Annotated in this window: 17 protein-coding genes and 1 pseudogene; 11 read left to right on the forward strand and 7 right to left on the reverse strand. The window is 63.2% G+C overall.

Annotated elements, in window-relative coordinates; all coding sequences use genetic code 11:
- Window positions 1-109: 109 nt before the first annotated feature.
- From NKI16_RS21570 to NKI16_RS21585, 4 genes and pseudogenes are all read right to left on the reverse strand, one after another.
- A complete protein-coding gene (locus NKI16_RS21570; RefSeq protein ID WP_023675006.1) occupies window positions 110-601 on the reverse strand; it encodes an Lrp/AsnC family transcriptional regulator in 492 nt (163 codons plus the stop codon).
- Window positions 602-802: 201 nt separating this feature from the next.
- A pseudogene (locus tag NKI16_RS21575) lies at window positions 803-1494 on the reverse strand (uracil-DNA glycosylase family protein).
- Window positions 1434-2045 carry a glutathione S-transferase gene (locus tag NKI16_RS21580; RefSeq protein WP_023675004.1) on the reverse strand — a complete coding sequence of 204 codons (612 nt, stop codon included), beginning with the start codon at window positions 2043-2045 and terminating at the stop codon, window positions 1434-1436. The pseudogene NKI16_RS21575 and the gene NKI16_RS21580 overlap by 61 nt, the downstream one beginning before the upstream one ends.
- A 41-nt stretch (window positions 2046-2086) precedes the next feature.
- Window positions 2087-2710, reverse strand: a complete 624-nt coding sequence (locus NKI16_RS21585) for a thermonuclease family protein (RefSeq protein WP_352621786.1) — start codon at window positions 2708-2710, stop codon at window positions 2087-2089.
- Between the two features lie 75 nt (window positions 2711-2785).
- Here NKI16_RS21585 and NKI16_RS21590 point away from each other — a divergent pair, with 75 nt between their 5' ends.
- Window positions 2786-4300 carry a sensor histidine kinase gene (locus NKI16_RS21590; RefSeq protein WP_023675002.1) on the forward strand — a complete coding sequence of 505 codons (1515 nt, stop codon included), beginning with the start codon at window positions 2786-2788 and terminating at the stop codon, window positions 4298-4300.
- A gap of 4 nt (window positions 4301-4304) precedes the next feature.
- Here NKI16_RS21590 and NKI16_RS21595 read toward each other — a convergent pair whose 3' ends face one another.
- Window positions 4305-5303: a nicotinate-nucleotide--dimethylbenzimidazole phosphoribosyltransferase gene (locus tag NKI16_RS21595; protein ID WP_023675001.1), complete on the reverse strand. Its 999-nt coding sequence runs from the start codon at window positions 5301-5303 to the stop codon at window positions 4305-4307.
- A gap of 197 nt (window positions 5304-5500) precedes the next feature.
- Between NKI16_RS21595 and NKI16_RS21600 the strand changes: the two genes are divergently transcribed.
- Window positions 5501-5734, forward strand: coding sequence for a DUF1289 domain-containing protein (locus NKI16_RS21600; RefSeq protein ID WP_031193575.1), 234 nt, complete (start codon window positions 5501-5503; stop codon window positions 5732-5734).
- Between the two features lie 13 nt (window positions 5735-5747).
- Window positions 5748-6452: a TIGR02281 family clan AA aspartic protease gene (locus tag NKI16_RS21605; RefSeq protein ID WP_023674999.1), complete on the forward strand. Its 705-nt coding sequence runs from the start codon at window positions 5748-5750 to the stop codon at window positions 6450-6452.
- 8 nt (window positions 6453-6460) lie between these two features.
- Here the strand turns inward: NKI16_RS21605 and dusA are convergent, their stop codons facing one another.
- Both dusA and NKI16_RS21615 read right to left on the reverse strand, forming a co-directional pair.
- Window positions 6461-7453 carry a tRNA dihydrouridine(20/20a) synthase DusA gene (gene dusA, locus NKI16_RS21610; protein ID WP_348625917.1) on the reverse strand — a complete coding sequence of 331 codons (993 nt, stop codon included), beginning with the start codon at window positions 7451-7453 and terminating at the stop codon, window positions 6461-6463.
- A gap of 196 nt (window positions 7454-7649) precedes the next feature.
- Window positions 7650-8321 carry a GntR family transcriptional regulator gene (locus NKI16_RS21615; RefSeq protein ID WP_023674997.1) on the reverse strand — a complete coding sequence of 224 codons (672 nt, stop codon included), beginning with the start codon at window positions 8319-8321 and terminating at the stop codon, window positions 7650-7652.
- Window positions 8322-8461: 140 nt separating this feature from the next.
- On the opposite strand from NKI16_RS21615, the gene NKI16_RS21620 reads away from it, so the two are divergent.
- The 8 genes from NKI16_RS21620 to NKI16_RS21655 all read left to right on the forward strand — a co-directional run bounded on the left by NKI16_RS21620 (window position 8462) and on the right by NKI16_RS21655 (window position 17283).
- Window positions 8462-9049, forward strand: a complete 588-nt coding sequence (locus NKI16_RS21620; RefSeq protein WP_023674996.1) for an amino acid synthesis family protein — start codon at window positions 8462-8464, stop codon at window positions 9047-9049.
- Window positions 9042-10841 (forward strand): alpha/beta fold hydrolase, encoded by a 1800-nt coding sequence (locus NKI16_RS21625; protein ID WP_023674995.1) that lies wholly within the window; start codon window positions 9042-9044, stop codon window positions 10839-10841. The genes NKI16_RS21620 and NKI16_RS21625 overlap by 8 nt, the downstream gene beginning before the upstream one ends.
- A 5-nt stretch (window positions 10842-10846) precedes the next feature.
- The gene (locus NKI16_RS21630; RefSeq protein ID WP_023674994.1) at window positions 10847-11905 is read left to right on the forward strand and encodes an LLM class flavin-dependent oxidoreductase; all 1059 of its coding nucleotides are present in this window, start codon (window positions 10847-10849) and stop codon (window positions 11903-11905) included.
- Window positions 11902-13377, forward strand: a complete 1476-nt coding sequence (locus tag NKI16_RS21635) for an aldehyde dehydrogenase (RefSeq protein WP_023674993.1) — start codon at window positions 11902-11904, stop codon at window positions 13375-13377. Before NKI16_RS21630 ends, NKI16_RS21635 begins: the two co-directional genes overlap by 4 nt.
- 84 nt (window positions 13378-13461) lie before the next feature.
- The gene (locus NKI16_RS21640; protein WP_023674992.1) at window positions 13462-14481 is read left to right on the forward strand and encodes an ABC transporter substrate-binding protein; all 1020 of its coding nucleotides are present in this window, start codon (window positions 13462-13464) and stop codon (window positions 14479-14481) included.
- Between the two features lie 66 nt (window positions 14482-14547).
- On the forward strand, window positions 14548-15408 hold the full coding sequence (locus NKI16_RS21645; protein WP_023674991.1) for an ABC transporter permease: 861 nt from the start codon (window positions 14548-14550) through the stop codon (window positions 15406-15408).
- A 1-nt stretch (window position 15409) separates the two neighbouring features.
- Complete coding sequence (locus NKI16_RS21650; protein ID WP_023674990.1) at window positions 15410-16210, forward strand: ABC transporter permease; 801 nt, start codon at window positions 15410-15412, stop codon at window positions 16208-16210.
- On the forward strand, window positions 16207-17283 hold the full coding sequence (locus tag NKI16_RS21655) for an ABC transporter ATP-binding protein (RefSeq protein ID WP_352568662.1): 1077 nt from the start codon (window positions 16207-16209) through the stop codon (window positions 17281-17283). The genes NKI16_RS21650 and NKI16_RS21655 overlap by 4 nt, the downstream gene beginning before the upstream one ends.
- Window positions 17284-17814: the final 531 nt, after the last annotated feature.

Genomic DNA, 17814 nt, shown 5'->3' on the forward strand with positions numbered 1-17814 from the left:
CTCGTTGCGAAAACCGAATATTAGAGTTTGCTCCGTCAACTGTCATCTCTGCAGCAGGCTGGGCGGGTGCTGGAGCCGGTTGCGCCCGACCTCACAAATCAATCGGGCTTCAGGCGGCGTTCGCGCCGGACTCCTTGTCGAGCATCATGTAATCCAGCGGCATTTCGGTCGTGTATTTGATCTGCTCCATGGCGAAGGAAGACGACACGTCGCGGATCTCGATCTTGGCGATCAGCCGCTTGTAGAAGGCGTCGTAGGCGGCGATATCGGGCACCACGACGCGCAAGAGATAGTCGACGTCGCCGCTCATGCGATAGAATTCGACCACTTCCGGGAATTCCTGGATGACCTCCGAAAAGCGCCGCAGCCATTCATGGCTGTGCGAATTGGTGCGGATCGAGACGAACACCGTGACCCGCACATTGACCTTTTCATGATCGAGGATGGCGACGCGCCGCTTGATGACGCCCTCTTCCTCGAGCTTCTGGATGCGCCGCCAGCACGGCGTCGTCGACAGGCCGACCTTCTTGGCGACGTCGGCGACTGCAAGCGTCGCATCCTCCTGCAGGAGGCGGAGAATTTTTCTATCAAGGCGGTCCATTGGGTGCTCCCCTGATGCAAGTCGTCCAAGTGCGCAGCGGCCTTGGCACAACGACATGCATAAAAACAAGAATTTAACGCGCGTCCCCTCATGCGCGGCGCGCTTCGAGGAATGGATTACCATAATCCCTCTTGCTCGAGCCTATTACAAGAAAGAAATTCTGCCGCATAGTGCGAAAGCGAGTGATTTCTTGCTGAATGCCTAGCCGAGGCGATAGCGGATTTCCGATCTCAGAAAGGGCAGCAAATCCATTTCAAACCATGGATTGCGCTGCAGCCAACCGGTGTTGCGCCAGGACGGGTGCGGCAGCGGCAGGACTTTCGGGTCGGTTGCCGCCGCCCAGATGGCACGCCAATCCATGACCGTTTCCGTCAGCGAGGGACGGCGCGCCGCGCCCATATGCCAGCTTTGCGCGTAGATGCCGATCGTCAGCACCATATCGACTTGCGGCATCAGTGCCATCAGCGATACGCGCCACGCCGGCGCACATTCGCGGCGCGGCGGCAGGTCGGCGCCCCTGGCGTCCTGACCGGGAAAGCAAAAGCCCATCGGCACGATGGCAAACTTGTCCGTGTCATAGAATTCCTCGCTGCCGACGCCCAGCCAGCTTCGCAGCCGGTCGCCGGAGGCGTCGGTGAACGGCATGCCTGAGACGTGGACCTTGGTACCCGGCGCCTGGCTGGCGATCAGGATGCGGGCGCTCGACGATGGCCTGAGCACCGGACGCGGCTGGTGCGGCAACGGCCTGCCGGCCGGCTTATCAACGCAGATGCGGCAGGCGCGTACCCGCGCCGTCAAGGCTTCCAACTCTTCGCTCATTCGGAATTCATTGTCAGGCGGCGGCACTCGGACGGCTCGAGATTGCCTGATGCCAGCGCAGCACGTTGGTGCACTCTTCAGGTACCTTGATGCGAGCCGGCTTCATGAAGTCGATGGCGACCAGCCCGGTGATGTCGGCGATCGAATAGGCATCGCCGGCGACGAATTCCCTGCTGGCGAGCTCAGCATCGAGGAATTTCAGGAAATCGATCGCCTTCGGCTTGTTAGCCTCGCCCCATTCGGGGATTTGCGGGATCTCCCATTCCCTCATCGCGGGGTGGATATGCCGGAACGCCGCGGCGACGCAGCCGAACAGATTGAACTCCACACGCCTTTGCCACATCTCGACGATTGCCTTGCCGAGTGCGCCACGCCCGAACAAAGCCGGCTCGGGGTGCAGTTCCTCGAAGTAGCGACAGATTGCGACGGACTCGGTGATGATGGTGCCATCATCGAGTTCGAGCACTGGCAGACGCTTCAGCGGGTTGCGCGAGCTGACCGGCTGCTCTTTGTGCTCCAGCGCGCCCATGTCTACGGGCACCAACGGAACCTGAAGTCCCTTTTCGGCCAGAAAAATCCGAACCCGACGTGGATTGGGCGCGCGCCCGCCGTCGAACAGCTTCATCTCCATCCTCCTCGTCCGTCCCGACGAACTATAGGCACAACTCACCAGAAGCGAAAAATTTCACGCAAGGCATCGCCGATCGACGCCAAGGTGCCGTGCTTTCTTTCGACCAGCTCGTGGCCGTGGCTCTCGCGCCAGTTCTTCGGCTCGTCGAAAGTTCCGCCCCAGATGCCGGCTTTGCCCGCGCGCGCAGCAGCTTCCTCGGTCTCGAAATCGCCAAAGGCGACCGCCCAGCCGGCCTCGACCTGTGCGCGGTTGAGATCCTTGCCGCCGGCCTTGCAGTCGCCGAGCAGCCTGCCGTAGCGGTCGCGCTGCCAGCCGCTGCAGGAGACCGCTTTGCCGGCTATCAACCGCACCAGGGACTGCCGCGCGAGCTTGCCGCAGGGATAGTCGGCACCGTTCTTGCGGCAGATCTGCGAATATTCCGGCGCGTCGATGCCACGCATGCGGATACGCTCGCCGCCGAGCGTGATGCTATCGCCGTCATTGACAATGGCCACGCCCTCCGTCTTGCGCGTCTCCACCCGGTCGAGGCGCGCCGCCAGGAGGATCGCCAGGCCGAGCACGATGAGTGTCAGCCCATAGTCCATTAGTCGGCGCCACAGGCTTCGCGGACGTGGCGCATAGTATCGCTGGCGCGGCCATCGCGACCACGAACGGCTCATATGGCAAACCGTTGGTTAATCATTCGAACGTAGCTTAACGATTTGAAATTGCTGCCCGCGTAAATTGAAGACTTCATGCCCCTGCAACGCTCGACCACGGCGGACAAGTTTATTGTGGACCGCAGAAAACGCCATCGCAACAGCGATGTCGCGCGCGCGGTGCGCAAGACGCGCGACCGTCTTTCGCAGCAAGCCGGAAATCCCGACTTCGACCGCGAGCTGTTGAAGCTCCACGCGCTTTCGATGACCGGCGGCGTGATCGTCATTCCGCTGCTCGTTCTGGCAACGGCCGCGGCAGGCTTGCTCGCGGGCATCGGCAAGGAGATCGGCGTCTGGGCGCTGTTCACATTCATCTGCTATACCATCGTTGCATTCATGGCCAGACGCGTCACTCAAGCGTCCGAGCTCAACCCGCTGGAAACGCATAGGGATTTCCTGATCGGCCATTTTCTGTGCGGGCTTGGCTGGGCCTGGTTCGCATGGCTCGGCTGCGAAACTTGCCAAATGGATCAGTTCCAGGTCGCCAAGGCGGTGGTGCTGCTGCTCGCCATGTCGGCAACCGCGATCCTGGCCTCGTCCCTGCGCGGTGCGCTGTTGGCGACCTTCGCCCTCCCGGTCGCCATCTATGCTTATGCCAGTGCGAAATTATGGATGCCGGTCGAAGTGATCATGGCAGGCTTGCTGATCGCCTCGTTGCCTTTCTTCGCCTATGTGGCGCGCCAGCTCAACCGTTCCTCGCTGATGCTCCTGTCGTTCCGCTCCGAAAAGGATGCGCTGATCGCCGAACTGGAGACGGCGAAATCGATGTCGGACGAGGCACGGCGGCGGGCGGAAGACGCCAATCTGGCGAAATCGCGTTTCCTGGCCTCGATGAGCCACGAACTGCGTACACCGCTCAACGCCATTCTCGGCTTTTCCGAAGTGATGGCCAACGAGGTGCTCGGCCCGATGAGCAACCCGACCTATCGCGACTATGCCCGTGACGTGCACGACTCCGGACAGCATCTGCTCGACCTGATCAACGAAATTCTCGATTTGTCGCGCATCGAAGCGGGCCGCTACCAGCTCAACGAGGAGCCGATGATGCTGCTCTCCGTCGTCGAGGATTGCTGCCACATGATGGAGCTGAAGGCGCGCAACAAGGACATCCGCATCGTCCAGGATTTCGAAAACGCCTTGCCGCGCTTGTTCGCCGACGAACGCGCGGTGCGGCAGATTGCGCTCAACCTGTTGTCCAATGCCATCAAGTTCACCGCCACCGGCGGCGAAATCCGCGTGCGCGTCGGCTGGACGGCGGGCGGCGGGCAATATCTCTCCGTCAAGGACAATGGGCCGGGCATACCGGAAGACGAGATTCCGATCGTGCTTTCGGCCTTCGGCCAGGGCTCGATCGCCATCAAGAGCGCCGAACAGGGCACCGGGCTTGGCCTGCCGATCGTGCAAGGCCTGCTGGCCATGCATGGCGGCGAATTCCAGCTCCATTCCAGGCTGCGCGAAGGCACCGAGGCGATCGCCATCTTCCCGCTGAGCCGGGTGATGGAGGAACTGCCGGCGCTGCCGACCAAGGCGGTTGCCTCGCGCCGGCGCTGAATGCTTAACCGCGGACCGCGGCTGCCATGCCGGAGCTGGTCAGCGCGGCCGCCTTGACCAGGCCGGCGGCAAGCGCCGCCCCTACCCCCTCGCCTTGACTGACGCCCAGATCGAGCAGCGGGCGAAGGCCGAGGCGCTCGGCGGCCTTGGCATGACCAGACTCTGGCGACAGGCTTGCGAGGAGACAGTGATCGAGCGCGGCGGGGTTGGCGGTATGTAGGACACCAGCGGCCGCAGTCACCGCAAACCCATCGAGCAGCACCGGGATCTTCTGCATCCGCGCCGCCAGAATGGCGCCGCAGATCGCGGCGAATTCCCGCCCGCCGACCCGGCGCAGCGCTTCCAGCGGGTCCTTGAGGCTCGCGCCGTGAAACGCGACCGCGGCATCGACCACCTCCGCCTTGCGCCTCTGCATCGCCGCGTCCGCCCCTGATCCAGGGCCGACCCAGTCGGCGCTGGTGCCGCCGAACAGTGCCGTGCAAAGGGCCGCGGCGACAGTCGAATTGCCGACGCCGAGGTCGCCAAGGCAAAGCAGGTCGGTACCGCCGGCAATCGCTTCCATGCCGAAGGCCATGGTAGCGGCACAACCGCGCTCGTCCAGTGCCGCATCCTCCGTAATGTCGGCTGTCGGAATGTGCAGGGCCAGATCGAACACCTTCAAGCCGAGATCGTTGGCGATGCAGATCTGGTTGATCGCTGCACCGCCGGCGGCGCAGAGCTCGACTGCATTTGCCGTGGCGGCGGCGGGGCGCGGCGAAATGCCGTGACGGGTGACGCCATGATTGCCGGCAAAGATCGCCACCAATGGCCGCGTCACCGCCGGCGGCGCGCGGCCGCTCCACCCGGCAAGCCAGGCGGCGATGTCCTCGATGCGGCCAAGCGAGCCTTTGGGCTTGTCTGCCTTGGCAAACAACTGGCGCACGCGGGCCTTGGCCGCCATATCTCCCGGCGGCAGGCTCACCAGGAGGTCGCGAAAATCGTCGAAAGGCAGCGCGCTGGTCATGTCGATGGCGATCGTCCGTGTGGATTGGTGAGCGGCATAGCCGCCTTGGCCAGCCGGCACAACCTCAAGCCGGCACAACCTCCAGGCCTGGTACAACTTGGCGGTATTGACGCGAAAGCATTCGTTGGCGGCGCTTCCCGGAGGGCTTGCATTGACTTTGTCGTTGCACCATGTGGAGGCTAGCCAAGGAAATCCTTATGACGGCCATTGAATCCCCGTGCATCCTGGTCTGCTCGATCGACATGAAAACCGGCTTCTGTTTCGGTTGCGGGCGCACGCGCGAGGAAATCGCCGCCTGGATCGACATGACCCCGCAAACCCGCCGCAGCGTCATGGCCGAGCTGCCGGCAAGGCTGGAAACGGTCGAGCGACGCCCCCGCCGGGAAACCCGTCGCAGCCGCATGGCACGCGAACGCGACGCCCTCTCGTGAACCGGCCGCAGAGATGAACCGACTGTTGTGGATTCTGATCGTCGCGATCGGGGCGGGTGTGCTCCTGCTCATGCTCAACGATTCCGCCGGCAGTACGTTCGGCATCGAGAATTACGATTTCAGCCAGTTGATCTGGCTTGGCGCCTTAGCGGCACTCGTCGGCGCCGGCCTGGTCAGATCGGGCAGGCCGTTGGGCACCATGGCCCGCAGCCTCGGCGCCTGGGGTGCCATCGTGCTGGCGCTGATCGCCGGCTATCAGTACCGCTATGAGTTGCAGGATTTCGCCAGCCGCGTCACCGCCGGCCTTGTTCCCGGCAGTCCGCTGGCGCTGGGCGTGGAAGAAGGCCATGCCACCGTCACCCTGGACAAGGCCGGCAGCGGCCATTTCGAAGCGCGCGTCACGATCAACGGCACGCCGATCCTGACGGTTGTCGATACCGGCGCGACCAGCACCGTTCTGACCGCCGAGGACGCGCTGGCGGTCGGGTTCAATTCGGCGGCTCTCCGCTTCACCATACCGATCTCTACCGCCAACGGCATGACACGCGCGGCGGCGGTGCGAACCGACGAACTGTCGATCGGCGGCATCGTGCGCAAGGACATGCCCATCATGATCGCCGCACCAGGCACGCTCGGCCAGAGCCTTCTCGGTATGAATTTCATCGGCTCGCTATCGGGTTTCGACGTACGCGGCGATCGCATGATTTTGCGGGATTAAGTTTTTCCTCAGGCCGCCTCTGCGGTCCGGCCGAAATCGACCTCTGCGAAAGCCGTCTTGATCACCTCCGGTCCGGCACCGGGCTTTGTCGCCTCGGTGGACAGGATCTGCCGATAGCGGCGTGCACCGGGCAGGCCGTGAAACAGCCCGACCATGTGCCGGGTGACATGCCCGAGCCGTCCGCCCTGCTCGATATGGCGTGACGCGTAATCCGCCATGGCATCGATCAGTGCGGCAAAATCGAACGACTCAGCTGTGCTGCCGTAAAACGCGGCATCGATGCCGGTCAGTATCCCTGGCGTGTGATAGGCGGCGCGGCCGAGCATGGCGCCATCGACATGGTCGAGATGCGTCAGCGCCTCTGCGAGAGATTGAATGCCACCGTTGATGCCGATGAATTTGTTTTGTTTTCTGGCTTTCAGCCGATAGACGCGGTCATAGTCGAGCGGTGGGATGTCACGATTTTCCTTTGGGCTCAGTCCTTCCAGCCAGGCCTTGCGGGCGTGCACCCACAGCGCGTCGGCGCCGGCCGCGAAAACACCATCGGCCAACGCATCGAGTGCCGGTTCCGGATCCTGCTCATCGACGCCGATGCGGCACTTGACGGTAACCGGTATTTTCACCGCCGCCTTCATTGCCGCGACGCAATCCGCGACGAGCACGGGCGTCTTCATCAGGCAGGCGCCGAAAGTGCCCGACTGGACGCGGTCGGACGGGCAGCCGATATTGAGGTTGATTTCATCATAGCCGAAGGTTTCGCCGATGCGCGCCGCCTCGGCCAGCTTTCCCGGATCGGCGCCGCCGAGTTGCAGCGCAACCGGATGTTCGCTGTCGTCGAAGCCGAGCAGCCGCTCGCGTGCGCCGTGGATGACCGCATCGGCCACCACCATCTCGGTGTAGAGCAGCGCCTCGCGCGTCAGCTGGCGATGGAAGAACCGGCAGTGCCGGTCCGTCCAATCCATCATCGGCGCCACGGCAACTTTGTGGCGTAACATATTCATTTTACTATTTTTTCTGTCTCAGTCCGTCCGATACTCCGTTCGAATGACAGAGCAATTTGGCAAGAGATGCACACCTAACTGACCCGATATACGATTTTGCCGCCGCAACTGAAAGCAAATTGGCATGTCACACATGTCACTGTACGCACCAGTTAGATGCCTGCCGTGGAACGATGGACCGCCGGCGGCATACCAGTCAGCCAAGGCGAAGCGTGTTGCGGGCGATCTGCCACGCGGATTCGACATGCCGCCGCGCCGCCTCCTCCGCCTCGTCCGGCTTGCGCGACCGGATTGCATCCATGATTTCGGTCATTTCGGCGATCGCCGGCTCGCGGCGGTTCTCCGACGCGATCGTCATTGAGCGGAGCTGGTTGATGCGGACATTCAGCCCCGTCACGATTTCCCAGGCAATGCGCTTGTCCGCCGCCTCGAACAGCGTTTCGTAGAACTTGGTCGTTGCCCGCATCACCTCGACAGGCGCACCGGACGCCCACGCCTCAAGCAGGTTCGTCAAGGCGGCATCGAGCGAGGCGATCTGCGCGTCCGTGGCTGTCAGGGCGCAAGCCCGCGCCGCGATGCCCTCGAGCAGCGCCCGCAATTCATAGATTTCGTCGGTGCGGCCGAGATCCGGTTTGGCCACGGCGGGTCCGTGGCCCGGTATCATCTGCACCAGGCCTTCCGCCTCCAGCTGCCGCAGCACCTCGCGCACGACGGAACGGCTTACCCCGAGCTGATCGCATAGCGGCCGCTCGACCAGCCTTTCACCAGGCTGGAAATGGAAGCCCATGATCGCCTCACGCATGCGCTCCAGCGCCAGCGTCCTCAGCGTCTTGGCAGAGCGGTCGATCCGCAGCGTATCGCCTGACATTTTCTCTCCCTACCCCGATCCGGCCACAAAACAGATTCCATAGCCGATTGACAAGGCTTCTGGTGCTCCATAGTATGGTATACCATAAGATGATGTAAAGATTTCGGCGTTGCACAGCGCCGTGGCGACCGAGGACTTTCATGAAACCAGCCATTCGAAAGATCGTCACGTACATCGAGAACACGTTAATCGAGGGCGGCAAGGAAGCCCCAAAACCGCTGCGTCTGATCGGTGTCGCGGCTGTGCTGACAAATCCCTGGGCCGGCCGCGGTTTCACCGACGACCTGTCGCCGGAGATCCGCGCTATTGCTCCCGTCCTCGGTGAACTGCTGACCCGCGAAATCATCGCCGTCGCCGGTTCCGGCGAGGCGATAGAGGGTTATGGCAAGGCCGCGGTCTGCGGCACGGCGGGCGAGATCGAGCATGCATCGGCGCTGATCCATACGCTGCATTTCGGCAACCATTACCGTCGCGCGGTCGGCGCCAAGACCTATCTCGCCTTCACCAATCTGCGCGGAGGGCCGAACACCCCGATCATGATCCCGCTGATGGACAAGAACGACGAAGGCCGCCGCTCCCACTATCTGACCGTACATTTCCAAATCGGCGACGCGCCAGCGCCCGATGAGCTGGTAGTGGCGCTTGGCGCTTCGATTGGTGGCCGCCCGCACCATCGTATCGGCGACCGCTATCAGGACCTCAAGGAGGTCGGAGACCTGCATGGCTGACGTCGCTGCCACCGCATGGGTCCGGGACACGGCTCCGGACGGCACCGGCTTCATCCGCGCCGGCTCCGGCGCGCCGGTTCTGCTCATTCACGGTGTCGGCATGAACGCCGCGATCTGGCACGATCAGATCGCGGCGATGAAAGACCATCATGACCTGATCGCCATCGACATGCTCGGCCACGGCGTTTCACCGCTGCCGCCGGAAGAAGCCAGCCTGTCGGATTTCGCCGATCAGGCGGTTCGCCTGCTCGACCATCTTGGCGTGGCGTCGGTGTCGATCGTCGGCCATTCGATGGGCGCGCTGGTCGCACTGGAAATCGCCCTTCGCGCCCCTTTGCGCGTTCGCGCCATCGTGTGCCTCAACGCGGTGTTCCGCCGCCCCGCGGCCTTGACGCAGGCCGTGCGCGAGCGGGCGGCCGCGCTCGGCACCCATGGCAACCGTTCCGCCATTGCGGCTACGCTTGCCCGCTGGTTCGGCGACCCGCTGCCGGCGAACCTTATCGGGGCGGCCTCTACCGCGCGCGCCGCCCTTGAAAGGGTCGACCCCGAAGGCTACGCGCGCACCTATCGCCTCTTTGCCCGTGCCGATGCCGAGCATGCCGATGCCCTCCCCGGTCTTGCCGCACCGGCCCTGTTCATGACCGGGTCGCAGGACAGCAATTCGACCCCGGCCATGTCGGCGGCGATGGCGAGGCTTGCGCCGCACAGCCAATGCCTCGTGCTCAATGGAGAAAGGCACATGATGGCAATGGCTTCACCTGAAAAAGTGACCAAACACATCATGGAATTTCTCGACACGGCAGGAGACGCTGGCGTGAGGCCGGAGACGGATGCAGTCTTTGACAGCGGCGAATTCCGGCGCGCACTCGGCTCCTTCCTGACCGGTGTCACCATCGTCACAACGATCGGAGCGGAAGGCGAACCGCGCGGCTTCACCGCCAACTCCTTCACCTCGGTCTCACTCGAGCCGCCGCTGGTGCTTGTCTGCATCGCCAAGAGGGCGCTGGGGCACAGTGCTTTTTCGACGTCGAGAGGTTTCGCCATCAACATCCTGTCAGAGGACCAGAAGGCCCATTCCGGCATCTTCGCTTCCAAAGCAGCGGACAAGTTCGCGGCCGTGAGCTGGCAACCGGGCCGGACCGGCAATCCGCTGATCGACGGCTCCGTTGCGGTGTTCGATTGCGGCATGGAGCAGCTGGTCGATGCTGGCGATCACTCGATCCTCATCGGCCGCGTCCGCGACTTCAGCCACAACGGAGCCCAGCCCCTCGGTTATTGCAGAGGCACCTACGTCACGCCTGGCCTCAGCCAGGAGGCGCTGGCGGCGGCGCCCCCCGATACGGAGGTCGGCGCCATTCTCGAGAACGAGGGCCGTGTGCTGTTCGTCGAAACAGCCGACGGGATTTATGAATTGCCTGCGGGGCGCGGACTGGGCACGCCCAACGATGCGCGCAGCCTCAAAGGGCGCCTTGCCGCCAGGGCCATAGACGCCCAGCTCGGCTTCCTGTTCGCGGTGTGGGACGATGCCGCCGAACCCTGGCGCACGCATGTTTATTATCGCGGAACGGTCGAGGGATCCTATTCCGACGATCGCCAGATGCGGCTTGTCGACCTCGAGAAGATCGCGGATCTGAAGATCGCCGATCCCGCAGTGCGTTCGATGCTTGCCCGCTATGCGCGCGAACGTACGGAAGATGCATTCGGCGTCTATGTCGGCAACGAGGTCGAAGGCGAAGTCCGGCCGCTCGCCAAGCCCGCGCCTTCTCAAATTCCTCTTTCCGGCCGCGGGTGAAACCGATGAAGTTTTCGCTTTTCGTGCACATGGAGCGATCGGATCTGGCAAAGCCGCATTCCGAGCTTGTCGGCGAGCTGGAGGAGCTGGTTTTGCAGGCGGAAGAGGCAGGATTCGAGACTGCCTGGATCGGCGAGCATCACGGAATGGAATTCACCATCTCGCCGAACCCGTTCATCAACATCGCCTGGCTCGCCGCCAAAACCAGGCGCATCCGGCTCGGAACAGGAACCATCGTCGCGCCGTTCTGGCACCCGATCAAGCTTGCCGGCGAAGCAGCGATGGCCGACGTCGTCACCGGCGGCCGTCTCGACATCGGCATTGCGCGCGGCGCCTACGCTTACGAATACCAGCGACTTTTCCCGGGCCTCGAGGCCTGGGGTGCCGGCCAGCGTATGCGCGAGATGGTGCCGGCGATCCGCGGCCTTTGGGATGGTGATTTCGAACTCGCCGGCGAGTTCTGGTCGTTTCCGTCGACCACCTCGTCGCCCAAGCCGCTGCAAAAGCCTTATCCGCCGATCTGGGTGGCCGCACGCGATCCGAACTCGCACGACTTTGCGGTTTCCAGCAAATGCAACGTCCAGGTGACGCCGCTTGCCTCCGGCGATGGCGAAGTGGCCAGCCTGATGGAGCGTTTCAACGCGGCGTGTAATGCCCACCCCGACGTACCAAGGCCGGAGATCATGCTGCTGATGCATACTTTCGTCGCCGAGGATGCCGCGGAGGCTGACCGGCTCGCGCAGGATCTGTCGCAGTTCTACTGCCAGTTCGGCGCCTGGTTCCAGAACAAGAAGCCGGTGCACCAGGGCATAATGGAAGCGCTGACCGAAGACGAGATCGCGGCCATGCCGCAATATGCGCCTGACAAGATCAAGCAGAACCTGGTCATTGGCGAAGCCGACGAGGTGATCGCCAGGCTGAAGGCCTACGAAGCGCTCGGCTACGATCAGTATTCGATCTGGATCGACAGCGGCCTTTCCCATCGGCGCAAGAAGAAATCGCTGCAGCTCTTCATCGACAGGGTGATGCCGGCCTTTTCCGAGCCGAAAGCTGGATTGCGATGAGCACCACTCAATTCAGGAACTATATTGACGGCAGCTTCGTCGAAGTGGCGGCGACCTTCGACAGCATCGATCCCTCGACGGGCGCGCCATGGGCGAAGATGCCCGCTGCATCGTCTGATGACGTCGACCGCGCCGTCGAAGCTGCTCACCGGGCGCTTGGCTCCGGCACGTGGCCGGCAATGACGGCAACGGCACGCGGCAAGCTTCTGGTGCGGCTCGGCGATCTGGTGGTCGCCAATGCCGACCGGCTGGCGGAACTCGAGACGCGCGATACCGGCAAGATCATCCGCGAGACCCGCGCCCAGATCGCCTATGTCGGCGACTATTACCGCTATTATGGCGGGCTGGCCGACAAGCACGAGGGCTCGTTTGTCCCCATCGACAAGGCCGACATGGAAGTGACCATCCGGCCGGAGCCAATTGGCGTCGTAGCCGCCATTGTGCCGTGGAACTCGCAGCTCTTCCTGTCCGCCGTCAAGCTCGGGCCGGCGCTGGCGGCCGGCTGCACCATCGTTCTGAAAGCATCGGAAGACGGCCCTGCCCCGTTGCTGGCCTTCGCCGAACTCGTCCATGAGGCGGGATTTCCCGCCGGGACCGTGAACATCCTGACCGGCTTCGGCCACGATTGCGGTCACCGGCTGACCAGTCATCGGCTCGTCGCCCGCGTCGCCTTCACCGGCGGTCCCTCGACCGCTCGGCAGATCGTCAGGAATACGGCGGAAAACCTCGCTTTCACGACGCTCGAGCTCGGCGGCAAAAGCCCGGTCGTGGTGTTTGCCGATGCCGATCTGGACAGCGCCGCCAACGCGGTCGTTGCCGGCATCTTCGCTGCCACCGGCCAGAGCTGCGTCGCCGGCTCTCGGCTGCTGGTCCAGCGCTCCGTGAAGGACGAATTCCTCGCCCGGCTCAAGCGCAAAGCCGAGGCGATCAGGATTGGCGATCCGCAGGATCCCGCGATCGAAATGGGACCGCTCGCCACCTCGCGCCAGCGCGAATGGATAGAGAAGATCATTGCTGAAAGCCTGGCCGCGGGCGGGCAACTGGTCACCGGCGGCATTCGCCCCGCGGGCATGGCGGACGGCTTCTATTACGCGCCGACGATTATCGACGCGCCTGATCAGACCCTTGCCTGCGTGCGCGAAGAGCTCTTCGGCCCGGTGCTCTGTGTGCTAGCCTTCGACGGCGAAGCTGAAGCGCTTTCGCTCGCCAACGACACGAAATTCGGCCTGGCGTCCGGCGTGTTCACCACCAATCTGGCAAAAGCCCACCGCATGGCGCGCGGCATCCATGCCGGCGTGGTCTGGATCAACACCTATCGGGCGGTCTCGCCGCTGGTTCCGTTTGGCGGCTACGGCCAATCCGGGCTCGGCCGCGAGGGCGGCCTCGATGCGATCCGCGACTACACGCGTTCGAAATCGGTGTGGATACGCACCTCCGACGACCCGATTCCCGATCCTTTTGTCATGCGGTAGCCGCCGCTGGCCGGAGATGCGCGATCAAGGCGAAAACGACCGATCGCGAACAGACAACAACGAAAACAACAGAGGAGAACGACAATGAAACTGATCATCACCGGCTTCCTTGCCGGATTTATTGCAACGACAGTTCCGGCAACGACGGCCGCAAAGGCCGAGGACATGGTGTTCACCAGCTGGGGCGGGACGACCCAGGAAGCGCAGACCAAATCCTGGGCCGAGCCGTTCACCGCTGCATCCGGCATCAAGGTCATGCAGGACGGCCCGACCGACTACGGCAAGCTGAAGGCGATGATCGACAGCGGCAGTGTCAACTGGGACGTCGTCGACGTCGAGATGGATTTCGCCATCAAGGCGGCCAAGGACGGTCTGCTCGAGCCGATCGACTTCAAGACCGTGCCGAAGGCCGACCTCGATCCGCGCTTCACCACCGATCACGCCGTCGGCAGTTTCTACTATTCCTTCGTGCTCGCCTGGAACAAGGGCGCCGTTTCGGGTGAACCGGCCGGCTGGGCCGACATGTTCGACCTGACGAAGTTCCCGGGCAAGCGGACCTTCTACAAATGGTCGGCGCCCGGTGTCATCGAGATCGCGCTGCTGGCCGATGGTGTTCCGGCGGACAAGCTCTATCCGCTGGATCTCGATCGCGCCTTCAAGAAACTCGACACCATCAAGTCGGACATCGTCTGGTGGAGCGGCGGGGCGGAGTCGCAGCAATTGATCGCATCCGGCGAAGCAACGTTCGGCCAGCTGTGGAACGGCCGCGTCTTCGCACTGGACAAGGATGGCGCCGATGTCGGCGTCTCCTGGAACCAGAACCTGACCGCAGCCGACGTTCTGGTGGTACCGAAGGGTGCCAAGAACAAGGATACGGCGATGAAATTCCTCGCCGCGGCGAGCAGCCCCGCCGGCCAGGCCAAATTTGCCGAAGCCAGCGGTTATGCGCCGATCAATACCAAGGCCAAGGCAGAGATGCCGGCCGATGCCGTGAAATCGCTGCCGGACGCTCATGTCGGCGGGCAGATCAATCTCGACATGAACTACTGGGCCGCCAATCGCGACACCATCGCCGCGCGCTGGTATGCCTGGCAGGCGAAATAAGCCCGCCCTTGAACCGCAATGGACGAGACGGTTCGCGCCGTCTCGTCCCGTAGCCGGGTCGCTGTCATGTCGGTCGAAACACGCCGGAACTTTGGAACGGTGCGGGTGCCGGCAGGTCTCAATGGCCTGCTGCCGGCCCTGATTCTGATTATGCTGTTCTTCGTCATCCCCGTGCTGGCGCTGCTTTTGCGCAGTGTCACGGAGCCCGAGCCAGGCTTGCAGAACTATGCTGCCCTGCTTGGTGACGGCACCTATGCGCGGGTGTTCTTCAACACATTCCTGGTCGCGGCGTTGGTCACCGTCGCCACGGTCCTTGTCGCCTTTCCGGTCGCCTGGATGCTGGCGATCATGCCTTCGGGACTGGCCTCGATCATCTTCGGCATCATCATTCTGTCGATGTGGACGAACCTGCTCACCCGCACCTATGCCTGGATGGTGCTCCTGCAGCGTACCGGCGTGATCAACCGGACGCTGATGACCATCGGCGTCATCGACCACCCGCTGCCGCTCATCAACAATCTCACCGGCGTCACCATCGGCATGGTCTATATCATGCTGCCCTTCATGATCCTGCCGCTGGTCGGCACGTTACGGGCGATCGATCCGATGACGCTGCGTGCGGCGTCGCTGTGCGGCGCAAGCCCCTTCCAGGCGTTCCGCCGCATCCTCGTGCCGCTGTCGCTGCCCGGCGTCGCGGCCGGCGGCCTGATGGTCTTCGTCATGTCGCTCGGCTACTTCGTAACGCCGGCACTGCTCGGCGGCACGTCGAACATGATGCTTGCCGAAATGATCGCGCAAATGGTCCAGTCGCTGCTCAACTGGGGGCTCGGCAGCGCCGCTGCCTTCATCCTGCTTGTCGTCACCATGGTTCTCTACGCACTGCAGCTGCGCCTTGTCGGTGCCAGGCGCACGAGCGGAGGCATCTGAGATGCTGCTCGACTATGACCGCATGGGTTGGCTACGGGTTGCCCTGCTCGGCTTCACCGCGCTGGTCGCCGGCTTTCTTCTGTTGCCGGTGGTTTTCATCGTCCTGCTCTCCTTCGGCTCGTCGCGCTGGCTGGCTTTTCCGCCGCCCGGCTGGACGCTCAAATGGTACCAGGAGCTTTTTGCCGATCCGGCTTGGCTCAACGCCGCGCTGACCAGCGCCCGAATCGCCACCATGACGGCGATCCTGGCAGTAGCGATCGGCCTGCTCGCCTCCTTTGCCCTGGTTCGCGGACGGTTTGCCGGACGTGAGATCCTGCGCGGCCTGCTGCTGACGCCGATGGTGCTGCCCGTCGTTGTCTTCGCCATCGCCATCTACGCCTTCTTCCTTCGCCTTGGCCTCGGCGGCACCACCATCGGCTTCGTCATCGCCCACACCGTGCTGGCGCTGCCCTTCGCCATCATTCCGATCGCCACCGCGCTCGAAGGGTTCGACAAGTCGATCGAGGACGCGGCAATCGTCTGCGGGGCAAGCCCGCTCGAGGCCAGGCTCAGGATCACCTTGCCGTCGATCCGGATCGGCATCTTCTCCGCCGCGATCTTTTCCTTCCTCGCCTCGTGGGACGAAGTCGTGGTGGCGATCTTCATGGCCAGCCCCAGCTTGCAAACCTTGCCCGTCAAGATCTGGGGCAGTCTGCGGTCGGACCTCAGTCCGGTGATCGCCGCTGCCTCCAGCCTGCTGGTCGGGCTGACGCTTGCCCTGATGGTGATGACGGCGCTGCTGCACCGAAAGTTCCGGACATGACCCACCCTTTCCTCTCCATCCGCAATCTGCGCAAGGCGTTCGGGGCGATCGTCGCCGTGCACGACGTCACGCTGGACATTCCCAGGGGCGAGTTCCTGACCTTCCTCGGGCCCTCCGGTTCGGGAAAATCGACGACGCTCTACGCGATCGCCGGCTTTCAGGACCCGACTTCCGGCGATGTCTTGCTGGAAGGAAAATCACTGCTTGCAGTGCCTTCGCATAAGCGCAACATCGGCATGGTCTTCCAGCGCTACACGCTGTTTCCGCATCTGACGGTGGCCGAAAACGTCGCTTTTCCGCTGCGGGTTCGCCGCCGGCCGGACGCCGACGTGAAGAAAAAGGTCGCCGACATGCTGGCCCTGGTGCGGCTCGAAAGCTTTGCCGGACGCTTACCCGGTGCGCTGTCGGGCGGCCAGCAGCAGCGCGTCGCGCTGGCCCGGGCGCTGGCCTACGATCCTCCGATCCTTTTGATGGACGAGCCATTGTCGGCGCTCGACAAGAAGCTGCGCGAGGAAATCCAGGGCGAAATCCGCCGCATCCATCGCCAGACCGGCGTCACCATTCTCTACGTCACCCACGATCAGGAAGAGGCGCTGCATCTGTCGGACCGAATCGCCCTGTTCAAGGATGGCCGCATCGAGCAGACCGGCACCGGCGAGGATCTCTATCTCAGGCCGGCGACCGATTTCGTCGCCGGCTTCATCGGCAATTCGAATTTCCTCGCCGCCGAACATCTCGGCACCACCAACGGCACGACAACGATCCGCATGACAGACGGTTCGGTGATATCCGGAGTCAGGGCCAACGGCACGTTCGGCAAAGGCCAGAAGACCAGGCTGATGATCCGGCCCGAAGCCTTTAGCATGGAGCGGAGCCCGGCGAGCGCGGAACTGAATGTCGAGATCGTCGACATCGCATTTTACGGCGAGCGCCGGCGGATCGTCGCGCGCATCGCCGCTGGACAGGAGGTTGACATCAGGCCGACCTCCGCCGCCATGCAATCGCAGGATGTGTGGCCCTGCAGCCGGCAGGTCTTTTTCGATCCCGCTGCTGCATTCCTGTTTCCGGCCTGACTAAGCCGCGGTGGATCGCCGCCCTTCAACGCTTCGCAGCGATGGAAGCGTGCTTGGGGACAAGCTGTGGTTAGGTCCATCATCAGCTTCGGTCAGCAACGCGCAACGTGATCGACGCTGCAGTCGGCTGATTGGATGGCGGGCGCAACTCCCGTATCCATTGACAGTCGTCATGCTCGGTTGGAAGATGAAGAAGGTCAGCGGCGATAGCCATACGGGAAGGCAATGGTCCAACCGCCAGATACCGGACACCATCCTGGCAGCGTCGTCGCGGTCATCGTCATTTGTTTGATCATCGTTGCTTTGTTCTTCATAGGCTTCAGATACTCAAGGCCAGGCCAGGGTACCCTCGTTATTCCCGGCGGTACGCTGCAGCAACCGTAAATCCGACCCCTTGGCGCTGACGCGAAGCCGTTCTCAGGCTGCCAAACGTGCCCGGCGGGACTGGGGGACGCCGCAGAATGGGCCGGCGATTCGCAGCCGGTCTTTTGCTTCCCGCCGCGGCATTCCTTTCCCACCTAAACAACGAGC

Origin of the sequence: Mesorhizobium sp. M0698 (genome assembly GCF_040320455.1) — a bacterium.
Classification (GTDB): Bacteria; Pseudomonadota; Alphaproteobacteria; order Rhizobiales; family Rhizobiaceae; genus Mesorhizobium.